Origin of the sequence: Serratia sp. Z4, from assembly GCF_009900725.1 — a bacterium.
GTDB classification, from domain to species: Bacteria; Pseudomonadota; Gammaproteobacteria; order Enterobacterales; family Enterobacteriaceae; genus Serratia; species Serratia nematodiphila.
This window is the reverse complement of record NZ_JAAABD010000002.1, coordinates 727,138-744,441: the sequence shown is the minus strand read 5'-3', so window position 1 is coordinate 744,441 and position 17,304 is coordinate 727,138. Positions and strand designations below refer to the sequence as shown.

The window sequence follows — 17,304 nt, the reverse complement described above, 5'->3', positions numbered from 1 at the left end:
ATTTCAGCGAGAAGCCGCTAGGGTGACGTAAAACCCATCCCGTTTTTTAACCTTAAGGTGCTTTGCCTTATTCAAAGCGATAAGACAAGGTGGCGCCGCCACCCCAGTTGCGCCCCGGCGCCGGCTCGAAGTAGCGGCCGTTGCCTTCGTTGACGATCACCGAACCGACGTATCGGCGATCGAAAACATTGTCCACCCGGCTGAACACGTCCAGCGCCCAGCGGTTCCAGGTAAAGCGATAACCGGCGTTTACGCCGGCCACGGTGTAAGAGGGAGCCTGCGCGCTGTTGGCGTCATTGGCCTGAATGTCGCTCATGTAGCGTAGCTCCGCGCCGGCGTGCCAGCCTTCCGGCGGGGCATAGGCCAGCGAGGCGTAGCCCATGTTGCGGGCGATGCCCGGCAGGCGATTGCCGGCGGGGGTACAGCCGGATTTACCGCACATTTCGCTGCGGTAGGTGGCGTCCAGCAGCGTCCAGGCCATATGCAGGCGCCAGTCCAGCGCGAACTCTTGATCCAGCGCCAGTTCCAGGCCGCGCCGCCGGGTTTTACCGGCGTTGGCGTAGCTGGTGCGCCCACCGCTGCTTTCCGCCACCACCAGCTCGTTGTCGGTATCGGTCTGGAACAGGGCGGCGCTCACCAGGCCGTTGCCGAGGCGCAGTTTGCTGCCCAGTTCGACGGTGTCGCTGGTGGATGGCTGCAGGCCAATATTGAGGCCCGTCTGGCCGTCGGGGCGGTAGGAGAGTTCGTTGATGGTCGGGGTTTCAAAGCCGCGGCCGGCGGAGAGATAAACGTTCCACGCCGGGTTGATTTTATAGTTGAGCGAGCCCATCGGCAGCCACTGGTGGTAACGTTTGCTGCCGCTGTCGTCGCCGTTGCGCGGCGTGATGTAATAGTCGGTCGAGTCGAAGCTGACCGTGCTGTAGCGCAGGCCGGCGTCCAGCGTCCAGTGCGGCGTCAGTTGCCAGGAGGTTTGCAGGTAAGGATCCAGGTTCCAGATGCGGTTCTTCTCGTTGCGCCGCTGGTCGCCTTTCTCGCCGTAGTCCACTGTGCCGTCTCGCAGAATAAAGTTTTCGAACCCCTGCCGGCGTTCGGTCATGGTTTCATAATCCAGACCGCCGATCAGTGTTACCGGTAACGAGGCGAGAGTATCCTCATGCTTCCAGCGAGTGTCAATGCCCTGATATTTTCTTTCCAGCACGATCACCCCGCCGGCGTGGGTAGGGTTGAGCTGCGGCCCGCGTGGAATGGATTGGTACTGCGTGGTGTGGCGCTCGCCGTGGTAGGCGGTCAGCGTCAGTTCGTCGCGCTCGCTGATCTGGCGCTGATAGCGCAGGCCGGCCTGGGTCTGATCGAGCGATTTGCGGGTGTTGAATTGATCCGCGCGCGGCGCCTGGCGCGGGTTTTCCTTCCATTCCGCTTCGGTCAGGCCGCCCGGATCGCCGGCGTCAATGGAGACGCTGTTGAACATCAGCGTCAGGGTGCTGACGTCGTCCAGCCGCACGCCGAGCTTGCCGTTGCCGAGGTTTTTCCGCGCGGCGCTGTGATCGCGATAGCCCTGAGTGGTGAAGCGGGTGCCCGAGATGGCGTAGTTGACGTCGCCGGCCTGGGTGCCGTCGCCGGTGGCGCCGGTCGCTTTCACCCCGTAGCGCCAGGTGTTGTCGCTGCCGAAATAGCTGCCGGCCTCCAGCGTTGGCGGCTGGGCGCCGGTCTGGGTGTCAACGTTGATCACCCCGCCCGAAGCGTTGCCGTACAGCGCGGAATAGGGGCCGCGCAGCACCTCGATGCGCTCGACGGAGTTGATGTCGATGTTGGAGGTTTGCCCCTGGCCGTCGGGCATGGTGGCGGGAATGCCGTCGACGTACATGCGCACCCCGCGCACGCCGAACATCGAGCGGCTGCCGAACCCGCGTATCGACAACTGCAGATCCTGCGCATAGTTTTGCCGGTTTTGAAGCTGCAGGCCCGGCACGCTGCCGAGGTTTTCCGACAGGTTAATCTGCGGGGCGGCGTTGCGCAGGTCTTGCCCGTCGATCACGCTGACGGACACCGGCGATCCCAGCTCGGTCAATCCGATGGGTTGCGCCATCACCACCAGGGTGTCGCTTTTCTCTTCATTATTTTCTGCCGCCAGTGCCTGGCTGGCAAACATGGGTTGTAGCAATAGCATTGCAGCCGGGGTAAGCACGGCGCTTTTCTTATTGGTCATGGAATAAATCTGCCACTGGTATTGAAAGGGAATCGCAGGTCGATTCAGAGTTAGCCATCTGTCGCTCCATCTACATGACGCTAAACGAAAAGGGTAAGGCATCCTGACATCAGTATAGAGTATCTCGGGCAGGAACGTTCCCGCAAAAACGCTGGTCCCAGCAACGGTTAACGGATTCATGAGCCTGGTTCATAAGCTCAAGCGTATTTTGCCCCATAGTCATGGCGGCAGCCGCCTTTTACAGTCACCACACCGGAGCGGCGCCGCGTCAGGCGGAGCCGGTATCATTCAGTGGGAGAGTGAAGATGCAAACACGCAAGTTAGGGCGAGAAGGGCTGGAAGTATCGGCGTTGGGTCTGGGCTGTATGGGGCTGAGTTTTGGCTACGGCCCGGCCACCGACGAACGGCAGGCGATCGATCTGATCCGCGCCGCGGTTGACGAGGGCGTGACGTTCTTCGATACCGCCGAGATTTATGGTCCGTTCACCAACGAGGAATTGTTGGGCGAAGCGCTGGCGCCGGTGCGCGATCGGGTCGTCATCGCCACCAAGTTCGGTTTCGATCTGCCGCAGCCGGCGGGGCAACAGGTGTTGAACAGCCGTCCGGAGCATATTCGCCGGGCGGTGGAAGGTTCGTTGAAGCGCCTGCGGGTAGAGACGATCGATTTGCTGTATCAACATCGCGTCGATCCCGAAGTGCCTATCGAGGAGGTGGCCGGTACGGTGCAGCAACTGATTCGCGAAGGGAAAGTGAAGTACTTCGGCTTGTCGGAAGCCGGAGCGCAAACCATCCGGCGAGCCCATGCGGTGCAGCCGATTACGGCGCTGCAAAGCGAATATTCGCTATGGTGGCGCGAGCCGGAGCGTGAAATCTTGCCGACGCTGGCGGAATTGGGCATCGGTCTGGTGCCGTTCAGCCCGCTCGGCAAGGGCTTTCTCACCGGCGCCATCACCGAAGACACCGCCTTTGACAGCGGCGATTTTCGCAACCTGGTGCCGCGCTTCAGCGCCGAAGCACGCCGGGCCAATCAGGCGCTGGTGAGCGTGCTGGGGCAGATAGCGCAGCGCAAGGGCGTGACGTCGGCGCAGATCGCCTTGGCCTGGCTGTTGGCGCAACAGCCGTGGATCGTGCCAATTCCGGGAACCACCAAGCGTCATCGGCTGCAAGAGAACCTCGCGGCGGCGTCGGTGGTGTTGGCGGCGGACGAACTGGGCGAGATTGAGCGCGCGCTCTCCGCTATCGACGTGATCGGCGATCGTTACCCGGCGCATCTGCAGAAAAACGTCGGGCGTTAAGCCCCGCGCCGCAACGCCTCAATCAGCAGCGCAAAGGCGGTGGTGTGTTGCCTGCGGCTTGGATAATAGAGGTAATAACCGGGAAACGGCGGGCACCAGTCGTCCAGCGCCATCTGCAACCGCCCGTCGGCCAACGGCTCGGCGACGCTGTCTTCCGGCACAAAGGCGATACCGAGGCCGAGCTGCGCAGCGTCGATCCGCTGGCGCAGGCTGTTGAAGGTCAGTTGCCCCTCCACACGTACTTTGATCTCCCGGCCATCGCGGGCAAATTCCCAGGCGTACAGCCCGCCGAGGGTGGGCAAACGCATGTTGATGCAACGGTGGTTTTGCAATGCCTGCGGCGTGGCGGGGAGGCCGTGACGGGCGAAATAGGCGGGTGAGGCGACGGCCACCATGCGCATGTCCGGCCCGATGCGCACCGCGATCATGTCCTTCGCCACCTGTTCCCCCAGCCGGATGCCGGCGTCGAAACGCCCGGCGACGATGTCGGCCAGACTATTGTCGACGGTGATTTCCACGTTGATGTCCGGGTAATCGATGAGGAAAGTGCGCAGCACCGGCCACAGCACCGCATCCACTGCATGTTCGCCGGCGGTAATGCGGATGTTGCCGGCCGGGCGATCGCGCATTTCACCCAGCGCGTTCAGCGCGTTTTCTATCTCCGCAAAGCGCGGACCGATACTGTTGAGCAGCCGCTCACCGGCCTCTGTAGGGGCGACACTGCGGGTGGTGCGCGTGAGCAAGCGCAGCGCCAGGCGCTCTTCCAGCCCGCGTATAGCGTGGCTGAGCGCCGATTGGGAAACGCCAAGCTGCGCCGCCGCTTTGGTGAAGCTGCGTTCTCTGGCCACTATCAGGAAAGCGATCAGGTCGTTAACGTTTTCTTTCAACATATCGGCACCGAAGAGCAAGGTTAGGGCGCGGCTGCGCGTAGATTTATGAATTTAGCTCATAGCTCCTTGCGCATTTTACCCGCTAGTCGGCGGAAAAGCATGGCGCTATCTTGGCATCACTCACTTATGACTATCAGCGCCGGTTGTGAGAGCCGGCGCGGAGGATAAAACAGATGAAAATACAACGCAGCGGTTCGATCCCATCACAGCGCGGTTCGGCGGATTATTTTACCGGGCAGGTGCGCATCGACGCGCCGTTCGCCGGCGAAGCGCCGGCCAGAGTGGGCGGCGCAACCGTCACCTTTGAGCCCGGCGCCCGCACGGCCTGGCATACGCATCCGCTCGGCCAGACGCTGATCGTCACTCAGGGGCGCGGTTGGATCCAGATGTGGGGCGAGGCCACGCAGGAAATGCACCCCGGCGATATCGTCTGGATCCCGGCTGGCGTCAAACACTGGCACGGTGCGACGCCGGACTCCGCCATGACTCATATCGCCATCGCCGAAGCGCTGGACGGCACTCCGGTGACCTGGCTGGAGCCGGTCAGCGAGGCGGAGTACCGGCAATAACGGCGCTCAGGATCTGCGGTTCTGTTCGCAGAACCGCAGGCGGTTGCCGAACGGATCGGTGAGGTTCAGTTCCTTGCCCCAATCGACAATCTCCAGGCCCGGCCGTGCATAGCGGTAGTTTTTGGCCGTGAGCTCCCGGTGCAGCGCATCGATGTCCTGCATCGGAATGAAAATGGCGGCGCCGGGCGTGCTGTCGCCGTAGTGTTCGCTCAGGTGCAGCGTCAGCCCGGCGCGGGCAATCTGCATGTACAGCGGCAGGTCTTCGCTGAAACGGTGCTCCCATTCCAGCGTGAAACCGAGAAAATCCAGGTAAAACTCTTTGGCCTTGTCGACCGAAAAGATACGCAGGATCGGAATGGCGGGCGAGAAGGCGATCATCGTTGACCTCATTGTCGCGTTAGCGGCAGCCGATGTGGATATCGACCGCGTCGGGGCCGGTATAGGCTTCGAAGTCGGTCAGGAAGCGGCGTTCGATCTCAGGGTGTTGTTCGAAGTAGGCCCAGATGCGCTGCCAGCTTGCGATGACCGCCGCCGGCATCGCGCCACGGGCGGAGAAGACCAGATAGCGGCCGGGTTGGATGTGTAAACCGCTCTGTGCCTCACTGCCGGCGGTGACGTCAAACGGCCCGCTGGCGTCGGAAGCGTAATTGGAATAGACCCCGTATACCGGCAGGGCGGGTGAGGTAGCGAAAAAATCCGACCACAGCGCGGGAATCTTTGCCGTTTCGGCTTGGGTTTCGTTCTGGTTGGTGGTTCTGACTGTTTGGCCGGCGACGTAAAAGCCGGGCAGATGTACCGAGATGGGCCGCATAGAGACAATCCCTTTTAACCGCACAAAGATGCCTAACCTAAAGATAGCAAACGCCAGACAGAACCCCCGCAGGTGCGGGGGCCGAACGCATCAGGCATCCACGCCGCCAAGGCATAGGTATTTGATTTCGAGATAGTCCTCGATGCCGTACTTCGATCCTTCGCGGCCCAAACCGGAGTGTTTCATGCCGCCGAACGGCGCCACCTCGGTGGAAATCAACCCTTCGTTGATGCCGACAATGCCGTACTCCAGCGCTTCGGCCACGCGCATCACTCGGCCGATGTCGCGGCTGTAGAAGTAAGCGGCCAGGCCGAACGGCGTGTCGTTGGCCAGTTCGACGGCGTCGGCCTCCTGGCTGAAGCGGATCAGGGGCGCCACCGGGCCGAACGTCTCCTCGCGGAAGATTTTCGCCGTGCGCGGCACATCGGTCAGGATAGTCGGGGTGAAGAAATTGCCGCCCAGCGCGTCAGGCTTGCCGCCCAGCAGCACCGAGGCGCCGTGCTCGACGGCGTCGGCGATATGCTCGCGCACTTTTTCCACCGCGTCCGGGTTAATCAACGGGCCGATGGTGACGCCGTCATCCAGGCCGTTGCCGACTTTCAGCTTGGCGACGGCGGCTTTCAGTTTGGCTGCGAAGGCATCGTATACGCCGTCCTGCACCAGAAAACGGTTGGTGCAGACGCAGGTCTGGCCGGCGTTGCGGTATTTCGAGGCGACAGCGCCGGCCACGGCGGCGTCCAGATCGGCGTCGTCAAACACGATAAACGGCGCGTTGCCGCCCAGCTCCATGCTGGTTTTCTTGATGGTGGGCGCACACTGGGCCAGCAGCTGCGCACCGACTTCGGTGCTGCCGGTGAAGGAGAGTTTGCGCACGTCCGGGTTGGCGGTGAGTTCGCCGCCGATGCCTTTGCTGGGGCCTGTTATCACGTTGCATACCCCGGCGGGCAGCCCGGCGCGCTCCGCCAGCACGGCGATCGCCAGCGCCGAGAACGGGGTCTGGCTGGCGGGGCGGATCACCCCGGTGCAGCCTGCGGCCCAGCCGGGGCCGGCTTTGCGGGTGATCATCGCCGCCGGGAAGTTCCACGGGGTGATGGCGGCGAACACGCCGATCGGCTCTTTTTGCACGATGATGCGGCGACCGGCCTGGGGCTGTGGAATGGTGTCGCCATACACCCGCTTGCCTTCCTCGGCGAACCATTCGATAAAGGAGGCGGCATAGGCGATTTCACCGCGGCTTTCGGCCAGCGGTTTGCCCTGTTCCGCCGTCATGATGAGCGCCAGATCTTCCTGATTTTCCATCATCAATTCAAACAGCCGGCGCAGCTTGCCGGCGCGCTCTTTGGCGGTTAACGCGCGCCAGGCGGGCAGCGCTTTTTTGGCGGCGGCGATGGCGCGTGCGGTTTCTTCGGCGCCGAAGGCCGGGACGTGGCCGATCCGTTCGCCGTTGGCGGGATTATGAATGGCGATCGAACGGCCTTCCTGGGCCGGCAACCATTGCCCGTCGATGTAGTTGGCCTCGCGGAACAGCGTGGGATCCTTGAGGGTAGCGCAGATACTGGTGCTCATGAGTCTCTTCCTTTGCTGAGTTCAACAGAGTGGTCTATCCCATACGGCTACCCTTTACCCTAGCAAATTTTGCCGCCGCCGTTTGCCCACGCGGCAACAAGATGGTGGTTTTCTTTATGCGCACCTTCTGTACAAAAAATATCCTTCGCCGGGCCGATACTGAAAGAGCAGGCATATGACCCTTTTCGATGTAATTAAAAGGAGTGTGCGAATGATGAAATCAGTGGACAGACATCTCGCGGCCTACGGCAGCGAAATGGATTTTTTGGCGTCGAGCATCGCTCTGATGGAATGGCAAGGGCGGCAGATTGACGCCGGGCAGGTGGCCGGCAATATGTCGGAGCAGCAAAGCCGCCTGTTCTTTGCGCGGTTGAATTATTTTCGTCAGCTTTATCAGGCCGCATCGGCGGCCGAACACAGCCTGTAATTTCCGAACCAGCCCCGCCGCAGCGGGGCTTTTCATTTCAGCGCTGCCACACCCCGGTCGCCAGCGTCGCCGGCGAATACTCCAGATTACGCCCCCGCCACGGCAACGCCGCCGTAAAACGCCAGGCGCGGCGAACGTCAAACCGCCAATAGCGTTCTGCGCCTTCAACGCCGGGATGCCCCTCTGCTTGCCAGAGGATCTGCGTTTCCCCCTGCAGATGCAGCACGTCACCGCGTTCAAAATCGATGAACAGCAGCGCCGCCCGCGGTTCGGCCAGCAGATTGCCCAGCGTGTTCATATAGCGGTTACCGCGAAAGTCCGGCATCCACAGCGTGTCACCTTCCAGGTGGATAAAGCCGGGGCGGCCGCCGCGATGGGAAATATCGACGCCGCCCTGCGCCAGTGCCAGGTGCGCGCAGCTGGCAACGAAGCTGGTATCCGCGGTGCGGATCAGCGCCTGCGCCGCCGCATCCAGCGAGGCTAAATGCTCAACCGGCTGTGGCCGGCTGTCCACCGGGTAGAGTTCGCGGCGCTGAATGTACTGCGGGCAGTTACCGAAGCTTTGCTGAACGACGATCTCCACCCGGTTTTTGTCGGTGCGGCCGACGGTGCCGTTGGCGCGGTTGCGCCGCCGGTTGCTGAAATCCAGCCCGAGCGCGCCGACCGGTTTGCCGGGCAGCAACAGCGCCTGGGCGGGATCGTCGCTGCGACGCGGTGCGCTGATACGCAGGTGCGTGTCGTCCGGCGTGCGTAAAAATCCGGGCGGGCCGGTGAACAGGGTGGCGATGGGCCAGCCTTGTTCATCCAGCGTGGCGACGAACAGGTAGGGCAGCGCGGCGAAAAACGCGCGGTGCTGATCCGGCATCGCAGGGTAGATGCCACCGCCTACGCCGCCAAACCCGGCCAGCGTCTGCGCGCGCAGCTCATCGGGATGGAACAGTTGCGGGATCATGGCGTCAGCTCCCCGCCGGTTCCGGCAGGGCCGGCATGGCAAAGAAGCCGGGCAGTGCAGCGATGCGCGCCGCCCAGCGACGTATCGCAGGGTAAGGCGACAGCGAAATGCCGCCTTCGGCCGCGACCGCCACGTAGCTGTGGCAGGCCAGATCGGCGATGGTCGGGTGTTCGCTGGCCAGGTAGTCGCGCTCGCTCAGGTGCTGTTCCATCTGCGGCAGAAAACGATCGCTGATTGCTCGCGCCGCCTGATAGTCCTCCGGCACGGCGAATTGGGCGATCAGTCGGCAAGAGGCCGGGCCGTAGCGGACTTCACCGGCGGCTTTGGAAAGCCAGGCCTGCACTCGCGCCGCCGCCGCCGGCTGTTCCGGCAGCCAGTGGCTGTCCGGCGCATAGCGCTTCACCAGATAGACCAGAATGGCGTTGCTGTCGGCCAGCGTCAGATCGCCATCCTGCAAGACCGGGATCTGGCCGAACGGGTTGAGCCGGCGGAAGGCTGCGCTCTGCCGCACCTCCGCCGAGGCTTCGACCCATGCATAGGGCAGCGCCAGCATGCGCAGCAGCAACGCCACGCGATGAACGTGGCCGGAAAGCGGGGTGCCGTAGAGTGTGATGGTGGACATGGCGTTTCTCCTCAGTGCTTTTTGTCAGCATACTCTTGCGTTGAACGAGCGAAATCCGGCAATGTGGAAATTGATAATTTCACTTTTCGGAAGAATCTATGGATCGGCTAGACGAGTTGGCCATCTTCGTGGCGGTGGTGCAGCAGGGCAGCCTGGCGGCGGCCGGGCGCAAACTGCGGCGTTCGGCGCCGGCGGTCACCCGGGCGATCGCCGCATTGGAACAGCGTTTCGGCACCCGATTGGTGGAGCGCACGACCCGGCGGCTGGCGCCTACCGAAGCGGGCGCGCGGCTGTTGGAGCGCGCGCAACAGCTGCTGCAGGATTATCAGGCGGTGGTGCAGGATACCGCAGAAGCGCAGCTGAGCGGCTTGCTGCGCGTTACTTCGCCGGTGCAGTTCGGCCGCCGCTACGTGGCGCCGGTGGTGATGGCGTTTCTCGATGACTACCCGCAGATGCAGATCGAAATGGTATTGAACGATCGCAATCTCGATCTGATTGACGAAGGGTTGGATATCGCGGTGCGCATCGGTCATCTGCAGGACTCTTCCCGCGTGGCGCGGCGGCTGGGGCAGGTCAGCCGGGTGACGGTCGCCAGCCCGGATTACCTGGCGCGCTGCGGTGAACCGCGATCGCCGGCGCAGCTGGCGGAGCACGCCACCATCGTCGGCACCCAGCGGCCGTCGCTGCGCGAATGGCGCTTCGGCCCGCAGGAAAACGGCGAGCGCGTGCGATTGACTCCCCGGCTGTTGCTCAACGACGTGGAAGCGCAACTGCTGGCGGTGCGCGCCGGCAAGGGCGTCGCCCGGTTGCTCTCGTATCAGGTGGCGGACGATTTGGCCGCCGGTACGCTGGTGCGGCTGTTGACGGATCATGAGCCGTTGCCGATGCCGGTACAGCTGGTGGCGCAGCAGGCGCAGCACATGCCGCTGAAGGTGCGCGCCTTTTGGGATTATGCATTTGAACGGCTCAGCGCCTTGCCGCAAATTCAGCCGGACGGGCGGGGGAAATAAGCGCAAAAAGTTTCATGGGTTAAACTTTTTCATTATTCATCAGGTTTTATTTTACCGGGCGCGCATTGCTGATGCGCCCGTCTTGACAATAATGTTGCCGGTGCTAATAGTTAATTTACATTTTAAATAATAAACGAAGTTTAATATATGAAACCACTTGCGGGGAGTTATGATAACGGCGCCACGGTGGACAATGAAGCGGCTATTTTGACTTCATTTCAAACTCGCAGCGCGGCTGTTTATAAACAGACGCGTCATGAAAATAATATTGCTTATGGCAACGGCGAGCGCGAAACATTTGATTGGCTCTATTCTGCCAAGCAGCATCAGGGGACGTTAATTTTTATTCACGGCGGTTATTGGCAATTCTGCGATAAGTCGGATTTCGCCTTTATCGCCGCCGGGCCGCTGGCGTTGGGTTTTGACGTGGTGTTGGTGGAATATGCGCTCGCGCCGGCGGTGGATCTCGACGAAATATGCCGACAGATCGGGATGGCGCTGGATGCCATTCAGCGCCGCCTGCCGCCGCACTATGCCCATCCGGTTTATCTGTGCGGCCATTCCGCCGGCGGGCAGCTGGCGGCGCTCTGGCAGCAGCATGCGTTGGTGGATGCCGTCTTTCCCATCAGCGGCCTGTTCGAGCTGGCGCCGCTGCAACAAAGCTATGTCAATCGGGCGCTGCAGCTGAGCGCGCGGCAGATTGAAACGCTCAGCCCGGCACGCCGCCTGCCGACGCGCGGCAAGCCGCTTACGCTGTATTACGGCGCATTGGAGCTGCCGGAACTGAGAGGTCAGTCGCAACACTATCATGCAGCGCTGCGCCAACGCGGGCTGCCGGCCGATCTGGTCGCGGTGCCCGGCGCCAATCATTTTACCATTCTGGATGCGTTGTTCGCCGCCGACGGCGTGTTGCTTCACCAACTTAACCACCACGGGAACCACTGACATGCGCGAGATCGTAGAGACCGGGCTGCCGGAGATCGGCCAGCCTTTTTCCTGGGCCACCCGGGGTGGCGGCATGCTGTTTACCGCTCACGGCCCGGTGCGGGCGGACGGCAGCATCGACACCGGCGCGCCGGAGCGACAGATTACGCTGACCTTCGATAATCTGGCGCAGACGCTGAAGGCGGCGGGCAGCCACAGCGATAAGGTGCTGCAGGTGATCGTGTATCTCACCGACGTCAACGACGTTAAATGTCTCGATGATATTTACCGGAAATACTTTAATTATCCTTATCCCAATCGCTCCACGGTCATTGTCGAAAAATTGGTGGTGCCGGGAATGAAAATAGAAATTACCGTCAGCGCCATCGCCTGATTTAATTTCTTCTTAAGTCAACCTTCATATTAATTCAATAACGAGTTAAGGATGCGTCATGTTTAAACAGATTGCACCTTCCGCCGCCGATCCTATTATGTCGCTGATGGAAGCCTATTTGCAGGATCCCAATCCGAAAAAAGTGAATTTAGGCATTGGGCTGTATTACGATCGGCAGGGGAATATTCCGCTGATGCAGGCGGTTGAGGCCGCCGAGCAGCGGCTGCTGGCGCTGCGTCGCCCGCACGGTTATCCGCCGATCGAAGGTTCGCCGCAGTTCGCTCGCCAGGTGCAGTCGCTGCTGTTCGGTGAGCAACAGGCGGCCGAGATCGCCACGGTGCAGACCGTCGGCGGTTCCGGCGCGTTGAAGCTGGCGGCGGATTTTCTGCGCCACTTTCTGACGCGCGGTGAAATTTGGGTGTCCGATCCCACCTGGGCCAATCACTGGGCGATTTTCGAAGGGGCGGGGCTGCGGGTGAAAACCTATCCCTACTTTGACGAAGCGGCGGGCGGCCTGCGTTTCGCCGCCATGCTCGACGCGCTGGACAGCCTGCCGCCGGGCAGCGTGGTCTTGCTGCACCCTTGTTGCCATAACCCGACCGGCACCGATCTGACGCCGGAGCAATGGCGCGCCACGCTCGCCGTGCTGCAGCGGCGTAACCTGCTGCCGCTGTTCGACATCGCCTATCAGGGCTTCGGCGACGGGCTGGAGGAGGACTGCTTTGCATTGCGCCAAGCGCTGAAAACCGATCTGCCGTTTTTGGTCTGCAATTCGTTTTCCAAAAACGTCGCGCTGTACGGCCAGCGTCTGGGCGCGCTGTCGGTGCGCTGCGCCGACGCGGAAAATGCCGCCAACGTCAAAGGGGCGTTAAAAACGCTGATCCGCCGCAGCTACTCCTGCCCGCCGACGCACGGCAGCCAGATCGTGGAAACCCTGCTCGGCGACGCCGAACTCGGCGAGCTTTGGCGCAATGAGCTGGCGGAAATGCGCTCGCGCATCAAGCAAATGCGTGAACAGCTGGCCGCCGGGCTGGCGCAGGGCGGCTCTTCGCTGGATCACCGGCGCATTCTCGAGCAGCGCGGCATGTTCAGCTATACCGGCCTGAACGAAGCGCAGCTGCAGACCCTGCGGCAGCGCTACGCCATCTATCTGGTCTCGCCCGGCCGCATGTGTCTGCCGGGGCTTAACCCCGGCAACATTGACTACGTGACCGCCGCCATTCTCGACGTCACCCGTACCGCCTAACTCCGCCCGGGAGCACAGCCATGCCACAGATGAATGATTTTGAGCATATCGCCCGCCGTCAGGGCGGGTTGAACAAGCATCTTACCGCCGGACAGATGTCGATGCTGGCGATCGGCGGCGCCATCGGCACCGGGCTGTTTCTCGGCAGCGCCTACGCCATTCAGATGGCGGGGCCGTCGGTATTGCTGAGCTACCTGATCGGCGGCGTCATTGCGCTGCTGCTGATGGGCAGCCTGGCGGAAATGACCTCCGAACACCCGACGCCCGGCTCGTTCGGCGACTACGCCGAATTCTATCTCGGCCCGCTGTTCGGTTTTCTGGTGCGTTATTCTTACTGGTCCTGCGTGGTGTTGGCGGTGGGCACCGAAGTCACCGCCATCGGCATGTACATGCAGTTCTGGTTCCCGGCGACGCCGACCTGGCCGTGGGTGCTGCTGTTCTCGGCGGCGGTGATCGTCGTTAACGTGATCGGCGTGAAATCGTTCGGCCAGGTGGAATACGCGCTGTCTACCGTCAAAGTAACGGCTATCGTGGCGTTTATTCTGATCGGCATCGGCATTCTGGCGTTCTCGGGCAACCCGGCCTATGGCCTGCGCAACCTGACCGCCGGCGGCTTCATGCCGTTTGGCGTCAAGGGCATGTGGTTCGCGGTGATCGTGTCCATCTTCAGCTACCTGAGCATTGAAATGATCGCGGTGGCCGCCGGCGAGGCGAAAAATCCGGTGATTGCGGTGAAGGCGGCGTTCAAGGGCACCATCGTGCGGCTGTTCATCTTCTACATGCTGTCGATCGCCCTGATGCTGGCCATCGTGCCCTGGCGCCAGTCCGGCACCGGCGAAAGCCCGTTCCTGATGGCGATGAACGTGATCCATCTGCCCGCCGCCGCCGGTATTTTCAACTTTATCGTGCTGGTGGCGGCGCTGTCGGCGATGAACAGCCAGCTGTACATCACCACCCGCATGATGTTCTCGCTGTCGCGCGCCGGGCAAGCGCCGGCGGCGCTGGGGCGCGTCAGCCGGCGCGGCATTCCGGTCAATGCGCTGGCGATGTCGTGCATCGGTATCGTGGTGTCCATCGTCCTGAGCTTGGTGGCGCCGGAAACGTCGTTCGCCGCCATGATGTCCATTTCGGTGTATGGCGCCTGTTTTACCTGGCTGATGATCTTCGTCACCCATCTGTTCTTCCGCCGCCGGCACCGGCAGACCCATCTGAAGTTCCGCATGTGGGGATTCCCCTATACCACCTTACTGGGTGGCGGGCTGATGGCGGCGCTGATGATCTCGACCGCGTTTACCGAATTTTTCCGCATGACGCTGTGGTTCGGTATTCCGTTCACCCTGCTGCTGGTGGTGGCTTATCACTTCCAGAGCCGCCGCGCGGCTGCGCCGTCGCCGCTCAAGGCGCCGGAAGTGGAGTAATGCGGGGGAGGGGCTGAGGCGCACCTCAGCCCTGGGGATTAAAGCTGGCTTTTCGGGATCAGGTGATCGCCGAAGCTCAGGCGCTGGCGGCCCGGTTCGATTTCGGTCAGCGGCGCCACTTCGTGCAGCGAGGATTTGCAGCGCTGCACCAGATCCTGATACTCGCGGGTGCCGGCAATCTTCCAGGCCAGCTCCTGTTCGGTCAGATCGCGCAGCACGCGCGCCGGGCTGCCTACCACCAGCTTGTTGGCTTCGATCGTCGCCGCGGCTTTGACGAACGCCATCGCGCCGACGATGGTGTTCTCGCCGATCTCCGCGCCGTCCATCACCACCGCGTTCATGCCCACCATCGCGTTGCGGCGAATGCGGCAGCCGTGCAGGATGGCGCCGTGGCCGATATGGCCATCTTCTTCTACCACCGTGTCCTGCTGCGGGAAGCCGTGCATTACGCAGTTGTCCTGAATGTTGGCGCCGTCGCAGATCACCAGGCGGCCAAAATCGCCGCGCAGGCTGGCGTTCGGGCCGATATACACGTGTTTGCCGACGATCACGTCACCGATCAGCACCGCCGTCGGGTGCACGTAACTGCTGGGGTCAACGACCGGCGTCAGGCCGTCAATCTGATACACAGGCATAGCGTGAGTTCCTTAATATGTAGGGTCGCGCGGCAGGCCGCCGAAGCGCCGATAGTAACCGGCGGCCGGCGCGGGCAGGGCGCCGATGGTGGTCTCCGCCAGCGCGCTGACGTAGTCCGTCGCGGCGCGATCGACCTGCTGGTAGAGATTGATGCACAGGTTGCGGGCGATTTGGCCCTCCCACTGCGCGGGCAGCAGCGCGTCCGGCAGCAGCGGATCTTTCAACACCACGCGACGGAAGAAGTGAATCAATAATAGCTTAATCTGGAAACAGCGCAGCGGCGTCAGCGCCGCCGGGTCGACTTCGCGCAGCAGCGCCATCAGCGGCCGGAAAGAGACGATAAACTCATGATAACCGGCCGCCACCTCGCTCAATGACCAGCAGTCGGCCACCAGTTTCTGCAGCGTTTGCTCGGAGCGGTTGTAGGGGTAATCGGCGCGAAAGTAGATCACCTGTTCGCTGGCGTTGAGTTCGCCGAGCAGCGCCGTCACGTCGGTCTGCGCATGGGTGGGGGCGGCCATCAGGTTGTTGGCGATCTGCCCGAACCCGAGCCAGCCGAGCTCTTTTTTCAGCCGCGCGCGCGCGTTTTTTTCGGCGCATTCCAGCAGCAGCAGCTCCCACTTGCCGTCCCAGGCGGGCTGCTCGCGCAGATAGATCTTCGATTCGGCGTGGCGGAACTGGCGCATCCCCTGCTCGGTCACGCGGTAGAAGCTGCGGCGGCCGATTTTCTCCACCGCCAGCCAACCTTCTTTTTGCAGGCGGAACACCGAGGTGCGCACGAAACGATCGCCGAAGCCGAAGGCCTCCAGCAGCGCGCTCAGGCTGCCGAGCCACACTTCGCCGCCGCGGTGGCTGAGCGCGTCGCCGTACAGCGAAATGATCAGCGACGTGCCGCTGATCGGCTGCGCGTCGACGGCATGGCGAATGAACTCATCCAGTTTATGTTCCATATTTTTCCATGGGTTAGCCTTCGATGAGCCACAACATTAACATAATTTGGGGCGGCGTCATCCGTGACGCCGTGCGCCTCAGCGCGGCCGCAGATCGACCACGCGCTGCGCCTTGCCTTCCGAGCGCGGGATATCGCCGCAGTTGGCGATGCTGACGTCAGTGCTGACGCCCACGATCGATTTGATGTGGTGGCGCAGCTGGTGGCAGATGTCGCAACGCTGCTGGTGGCTGAGGCTGAGCGCCGATTCTTTCAGCTCGACGCGCACCGCCAGCGTGTCCAGGTGCCCGCTGCGGCTGACCTGCAGCTGATAGTGCGGCGACAGCTGCTCGAACTGCATGATCTGCTCTTCCACCTGCGACGGGAAGACGTTGACGCCGCGGATGATCAGCATGTCGTCGGAGCGGCCGGTGATCTTGCCCATGCGGCGCATCTGGCGCGCGTCGCCCGGCAGCAGCCGGGTGAGATCGCGAGTGCGGTAGCGGATCACCGGCAGCGCCTCTTTGGTCAGGGTGGTAAACACCAGTTCGCCGTGCTCGCCGTCCGGCAGGGCGACGCCGGTCTCCGGGCAGATGATCTCCGGCAGGAAGTGGTCTTCCCAGATGGTGGGGCCGCCGCCGCTTTCCAGACACTCCATCGCCACGCCCGGCCCCATCACTTCCGACAGGCCATAGATATCCAGCGCCTTGATGCCCATGCGGGATTCGATTTCGTGGCGCAGGGCTTCGGTCCAGGGTTCGGCGCCGAACACGCCGAGCCGCAGCGAACAGCCGCGCGCGTCGCCGCCCATCTTGCGCTCCAGTTCGTCGATCAGCGTCAGGCAATAGGACGGCGTCACCATGATGATGTCGGGTTTGAAGTCGAGGATCAGCTGCGCCTGGCGTTCCGTCTGCCCGCCGGACATCGGGATCACCGTCGCGCCGAGCCGCTCCGCGCCGTAGTGCGCCCCCAGGCCGCCGGTGAACAGGCCGTAGCCGTAGGCGACGTGCACCTTGTCTTTGGCGGTGGCGCCGCCGGCGCGCAGGCAGCGGGCGACGATATCGGCCCAGTTATCGATGTCGCGCTGGGTGTAGCCCACCACCGTCGGGCGGCCGGTGGTGCCCGAGGAGGCGTGGATGCGCACCACCTGCTCCATCGGCACCGCGAAGGTGTCGAACGGGTAGTTGTCGCGCAGATCCTGCTTGGTGGTGTAGGGGAAGCGCGCCAGATCGCTCAGCTGCTTAAGATCGTCGGGGTGTACGCCCGCCTGATCGAACTTGCGCTTGTACATCGGCACATTGTTGTAGGCGTGGTGCAGCGTCCACTTCAAACGCGCCAACTGCAACGCTTCAATCTCATCGCGCGAGGCGAATTCGATCGTTTCGAGGGGCTGTGGATTTATTGTCATGG

General features: G+C 62.4%; 18 protein-coding genes. 8 read left to right on the top strand and 10 right to left on the bottom strand.

All coding sequences use genetic code 11. The annotated features are described in order from the left end of the window. Nucleotides 1-67: 67 nt before the first annotated feature. Nucleotides 68-2,206 (bottom strand): TonB-dependent receptor PqqU, encoded by a 2,139-nt coding sequence (gene pqqU, locus GT753_RS11440; protein WP_370456263.1) that lies wholly within the window; start codon nt 2,204-2,206, stop codon nt 68-70. Between the two features lie 305 nt (nt 2,207-2,511). Between pqqU and GT753_RS11435 the strand changes: the two genes are divergently transcribed. Then, nucleotides 2,512-3,501: an aldo/keto reductase gene (locus GT753_RS11435; RefSeq protein WP_160125590.1), complete on the top strand. Its 990-nt coding sequence runs from the start codon at nt 2,512-2,514 to the stop codon at nt 3,499-3,501. Here the strand turns inward: GT753_RS11435 and GT753_RS11430 are convergent. After that, on the bottom strand, nt 3,498-4,391 hold the full coding sequence (locus GT753_RS11430) for a LysR family transcriptional regulator (RefSeq protein ID WP_160125589.1): 894 nt from the start codon (nt 4,389-4,391) through the stop codon (nt 3,498-3,500). The genes GT753_RS11435 and GT753_RS11430 overlap by 4 nt on opposite strands. Before the next feature lie 173 nt (nt 4,392-4,564). Between GT753_RS11430 and GT753_RS11425 the strand changes: the two genes are divergently transcribed. After that, the gene (locus GT753_RS11425) at nt 4,565-4,960 is read left to right on the top strand and encodes a cupin domain-containing protein (RefSeq protein ID WP_015378368.1); all 396 of its coding nucleotides are present in this window, start codon (nt 4,565-4,567) and stop codon (nt 4,958-4,960) included. Nucleotides 4,961-4,966: 6 nt separating this feature from the next. Here the strand turns inward: GT753_RS11425 and GT753_RS11420 are convergent, their stop codons facing one another. From GT753_RS11420 to gabD, 3 genes are all read right to left on the bottom strand, one after another. Further along, nucleotides 4,967-5,335 (bottom strand): glyoxalase/bleomycin resistance/extradiol dioxygenase family protein, encoded by a 369-nt coding sequence (locus tag GT753_RS11420; RefSeq protein WP_025159860.1) that lies wholly within the window; start codon nt 5,333-5,335, stop codon nt 4,967-4,969. 22 nt (nt 5,336-5,357) lie between these two features. Next, nucleotides 5,358-5,771: a GyrI-like domain-containing protein gene (locus GT753_RS11415; protein WP_021505800.1), complete on the bottom strand. Its 414-nt coding sequence runs from the start codon at nt 5,769-5,771 to the stop codon at nt 5,358-5,360. 90 nt (nt 5,772-5,861) lie between these two features. Next, on the bottom strand, nt 5,862-7,337 hold the full coding sequence (gabD, locus tag GT753_RS11410; RefSeq protein WP_088381726.1) for an NADP-dependent succinate-semialdehyde dehydrogenase: 1,476 nt from the start codon (nt 7,335-7,337) through the stop codon (nt 5,862-5,864). A gap of 211 nt (nt 7,338-7,548) precedes the next feature. Here gabD and GT753_RS11405 point away from each other — a divergent pair, with 211 nt between their 5' ends. Then, the gene (locus GT753_RS11405; RefSeq protein ID WP_004935234.1) at nt 7,549-7,764 is read left to right on the top strand and encodes a glycogen synthase; all 216 of its coding nucleotides are present in this window, start codon (nt 7,549-7,551) and stop codon (nt 7,762-7,764) included. 37 nt (nt 7,765-7,801) lie between these two features. Here the strand turns inward: GT753_RS11405 and GT753_RS11400 are convergent, their stop codons facing one another. Next, entirely contained in the window at nt 7,802-8,716 is a 915-nt protein-coding gene (locus tag GT753_RS11400; RefSeq protein ID WP_015378363.1) for a pyridoxamine 5'-phosphate oxidase family protein, read from the bottom strand. 4 nt (nt 8,717-8,720) lie between these two features. Beyond that, nucleotides 8,721-9,338, bottom strand: coding sequence for a glutathione S-transferase family protein (locus GT753_RS11395; RefSeq protein WP_075685143.1), 618 nt, complete (start codon nt 9,336-9,338; stop codon nt 8,721-8,723). 98 nt (nt 9,339-9,436) lie between these two features. On the opposite strand from GT753_RS11395, the gene GT753_RS11390 reads away from it, so the two are divergent. The 5 genes from GT753_RS11390 (at nt 9,437) to GT753_RS11370 (ending at nt 14,330) form a co-directional block, all read left to right on the top strand. After that, nucleotides 9,437-10,348: a LysR family transcriptional regulator gene (locus GT753_RS11390; protein WP_049240732.1), complete on the top strand. Its 912-nt coding sequence runs from the start codon at nt 9,437-9,439 to the stop codon at nt 10,346-10,348. Nucleotides 10,349-10,495: 147 nt separating this feature from the next. Beyond that, the gene (locus GT753_RS11385; protein ID WP_160125588.1) at nt 10,496-11,293 is read left to right on the top strand and encodes an alpha/beta hydrolase; all 798 of its coding nucleotides are present in this window, start codon (nt 10,496-10,498) and stop codon (nt 11,291-11,293) included. Nucleotide 11,294: 1 nt separating this feature from the next. Beyond that, nucleotides 11,295-11,666: a RidA family protein gene (locus GT753_RS11380; protein ID WP_021505797.1), complete on the top strand. Its 372-nt coding sequence runs from the start codon at nt 11,295-11,297 to the stop codon at nt 11,664-11,666. A 58-nt stretch (nt 11,667-11,724) separates the two neighbouring features. Further along, nucleotides 11,725-12,912: an amino acid aminotransferase gene (locus GT753_RS11375; protein ID WP_075685139.1), complete on the top strand. Its 1,188-nt coding sequence runs from the start codon at nt 11,725-11,727 to the stop codon at nt 12,910-12,912. 20 nt (nt 12,913-12,932) lie between these two features. Continuing rightward, on the top strand, nt 12,933-14,330 hold the full coding sequence (locus GT753_RS11370; RefSeq protein ID WP_004935209.1) for an amino acid permease: 1,398 nt from the start codon (nt 12,933-12,935) through the stop codon (nt 14,328-14,330). Nucleotides 14,331-14,368: 38 nt separating this feature from the next. Here the strand turns inward: GT753_RS11370 and paaY are convergent, their stop codons facing one another. The 3 genes from paaY to paaK form a co-directional block, all read right to left on the bottom strand. Continuing rightward, nucleotides 14,369-14,965 (bottom strand): phenylacetic acid degradation protein PaaY, encoded by a 597-nt coding sequence (gene paaY, locus GT753_RS11365; RefSeq protein ID WP_004935205.1) that lies wholly within the window; start codon nt 14,963-14,965, stop codon nt 14,369-14,371. Between the two features lie 12 nt (nt 14,966-14,977). Beyond that, nucleotides 14,978-15,916: a phenylacetic acid degradation operon negative regulatory protein PaaX gene (paaX, locus tag GT753_RS11360; RefSeq protein ID WP_042784929.1), complete on the bottom strand. Its 939-nt coding sequence runs from the start codon at nt 15,914-15,916 to the stop codon at nt 14,978-14,980. A 78-nt stretch (nt 15,917-15,994) separates the two neighbouring features. Then, the gene (gene paaK / locus GT753_RS11355; RefSeq protein ID WP_015378357.1) at nt 15,995-17,302 is read right to left on the bottom strand and encodes a phenylacetate--CoA ligase PaaK; all 1,308 of its coding nucleotides are present in this window, start codon (nt 17,300-17,302) and stop codon (nt 15,995-15,997) included. Between the last annotated feature and the right edge of the window lie 2 nt (nt 17,303-17,304).

Bases quoted from the DNA above. Each gene is read 5' to 3' on its own strand.
- GT753_RS11425 (WP_015378368.1), top strand. From the start codon at position 4,565: ATGAAAATACAACGCAGCGGTTCGATCCCATCACAGCGCGGTTCGGCG.
- GT753_RS11430 (WP_160125589.1), bottom strand. From the start codon at position 4,391: ATGTTGAAAGAAAACGTTAACGACCTGATCGCTTTCCTGATAGTGGCC.
- GT753_RS11385 (WP_160125588.1), top strand. From the start codon at position 10,496: ATGAAACCACTTGCGGGGAGTTATGATAACGGCGCCACGGTGGACAAT.
- pqqU (WP_370456263.1), bottom strand. From the start codon at position 2,206: ATGACCAATAAGAAAAGCGCCGTGCTTACCCCGGCTGCAATGCTATTG.
- GT753_RS11375 (WP_075685139.1), top strand. From the start codon at position 11,725: ATGTTTAAACAGATTGCACCTTCCGCCGCCGATCCTATTATGTCGCTG.
- GT753_RS11395 (WP_075685143.1), bottom strand. From the start codon at position 9,338: ATGTCCACCATCACACTCTACGGCACCCCGCTTTCCGGCCACGTTCAT.
- GT753_RS11380 (WP_021505797.1), top strand. From the start codon at position 11,295: ATGCGCGAGATCGTAGAGACCGGGCTGCCGGAGATCGGCCAGCCTTTT.
- GT753_RS11400 (WP_015378363.1), bottom strand. From the start codon at position 8,716: ATGATCCCGCAACTGTTCCATCCCGATGAGCTGCGCGCGCAGACGCTG.
- GT753_RS11370 (WP_004935209.1), top strand. From the start codon at position 12,933: ATGCCACAGATGAATGATTTTGAGCATATCGCCCGCCGTCAGGGCGGG.
- GT753_RS11415 (WP_021505800.1), bottom strand. From the start codon at position 5,771: ATGCGGCCCATCTCGGTACATCTGCCCGGCTTTTACGTCGCCGGCCAA.
- GT753_RS11435 (WP_160125590.1), top strand. From the start codon at position 2,512: ATGCAAACACGCAAGTTAGGGCGAGAAGGGCTGGAAGTATCGGCGTTG.
- GT753_RS11390 (WP_049240732.1), top strand. From the start codon at position 9,437: ATGGATCGGCTAGACGAGTTGGCCATCTTCGTGGCGGTGGTGCAGCAG.
- GT753_RS11405 (WP_004935234.1), top strand. From the start codon at position 7,549: ATGATGAAATCAGTGGACAGACATCTCGCGGCCTACGGCAGCGAAATG.
- paaX (WP_042784929.1), bottom strand. From the start codon at position 15,916: ATGGAACATAAACTGGATGAGTTCATTCGCCATGCCGTCGACGCGCAG.
- gabD (WP_088381726.1), bottom strand. From the start codon at position 7,337: ATGAGCACCAGTATCTGCGCTACCCTCAAGGATCCCACGCTGTTCCGC.
- paaY (WP_004935205.1), bottom strand. From the start codon at position 14,965: ATGCCTGTGTATCAGATTGACGGCCTGACGCCGGTCGTTGACCCCAGC.
- paaK (WP_015378357.1), bottom strand. From the start codon at position 17,302: ATGACAATAAATCCACAGCCCCTCGAAACGATCGAATTCGCCTCGCGC.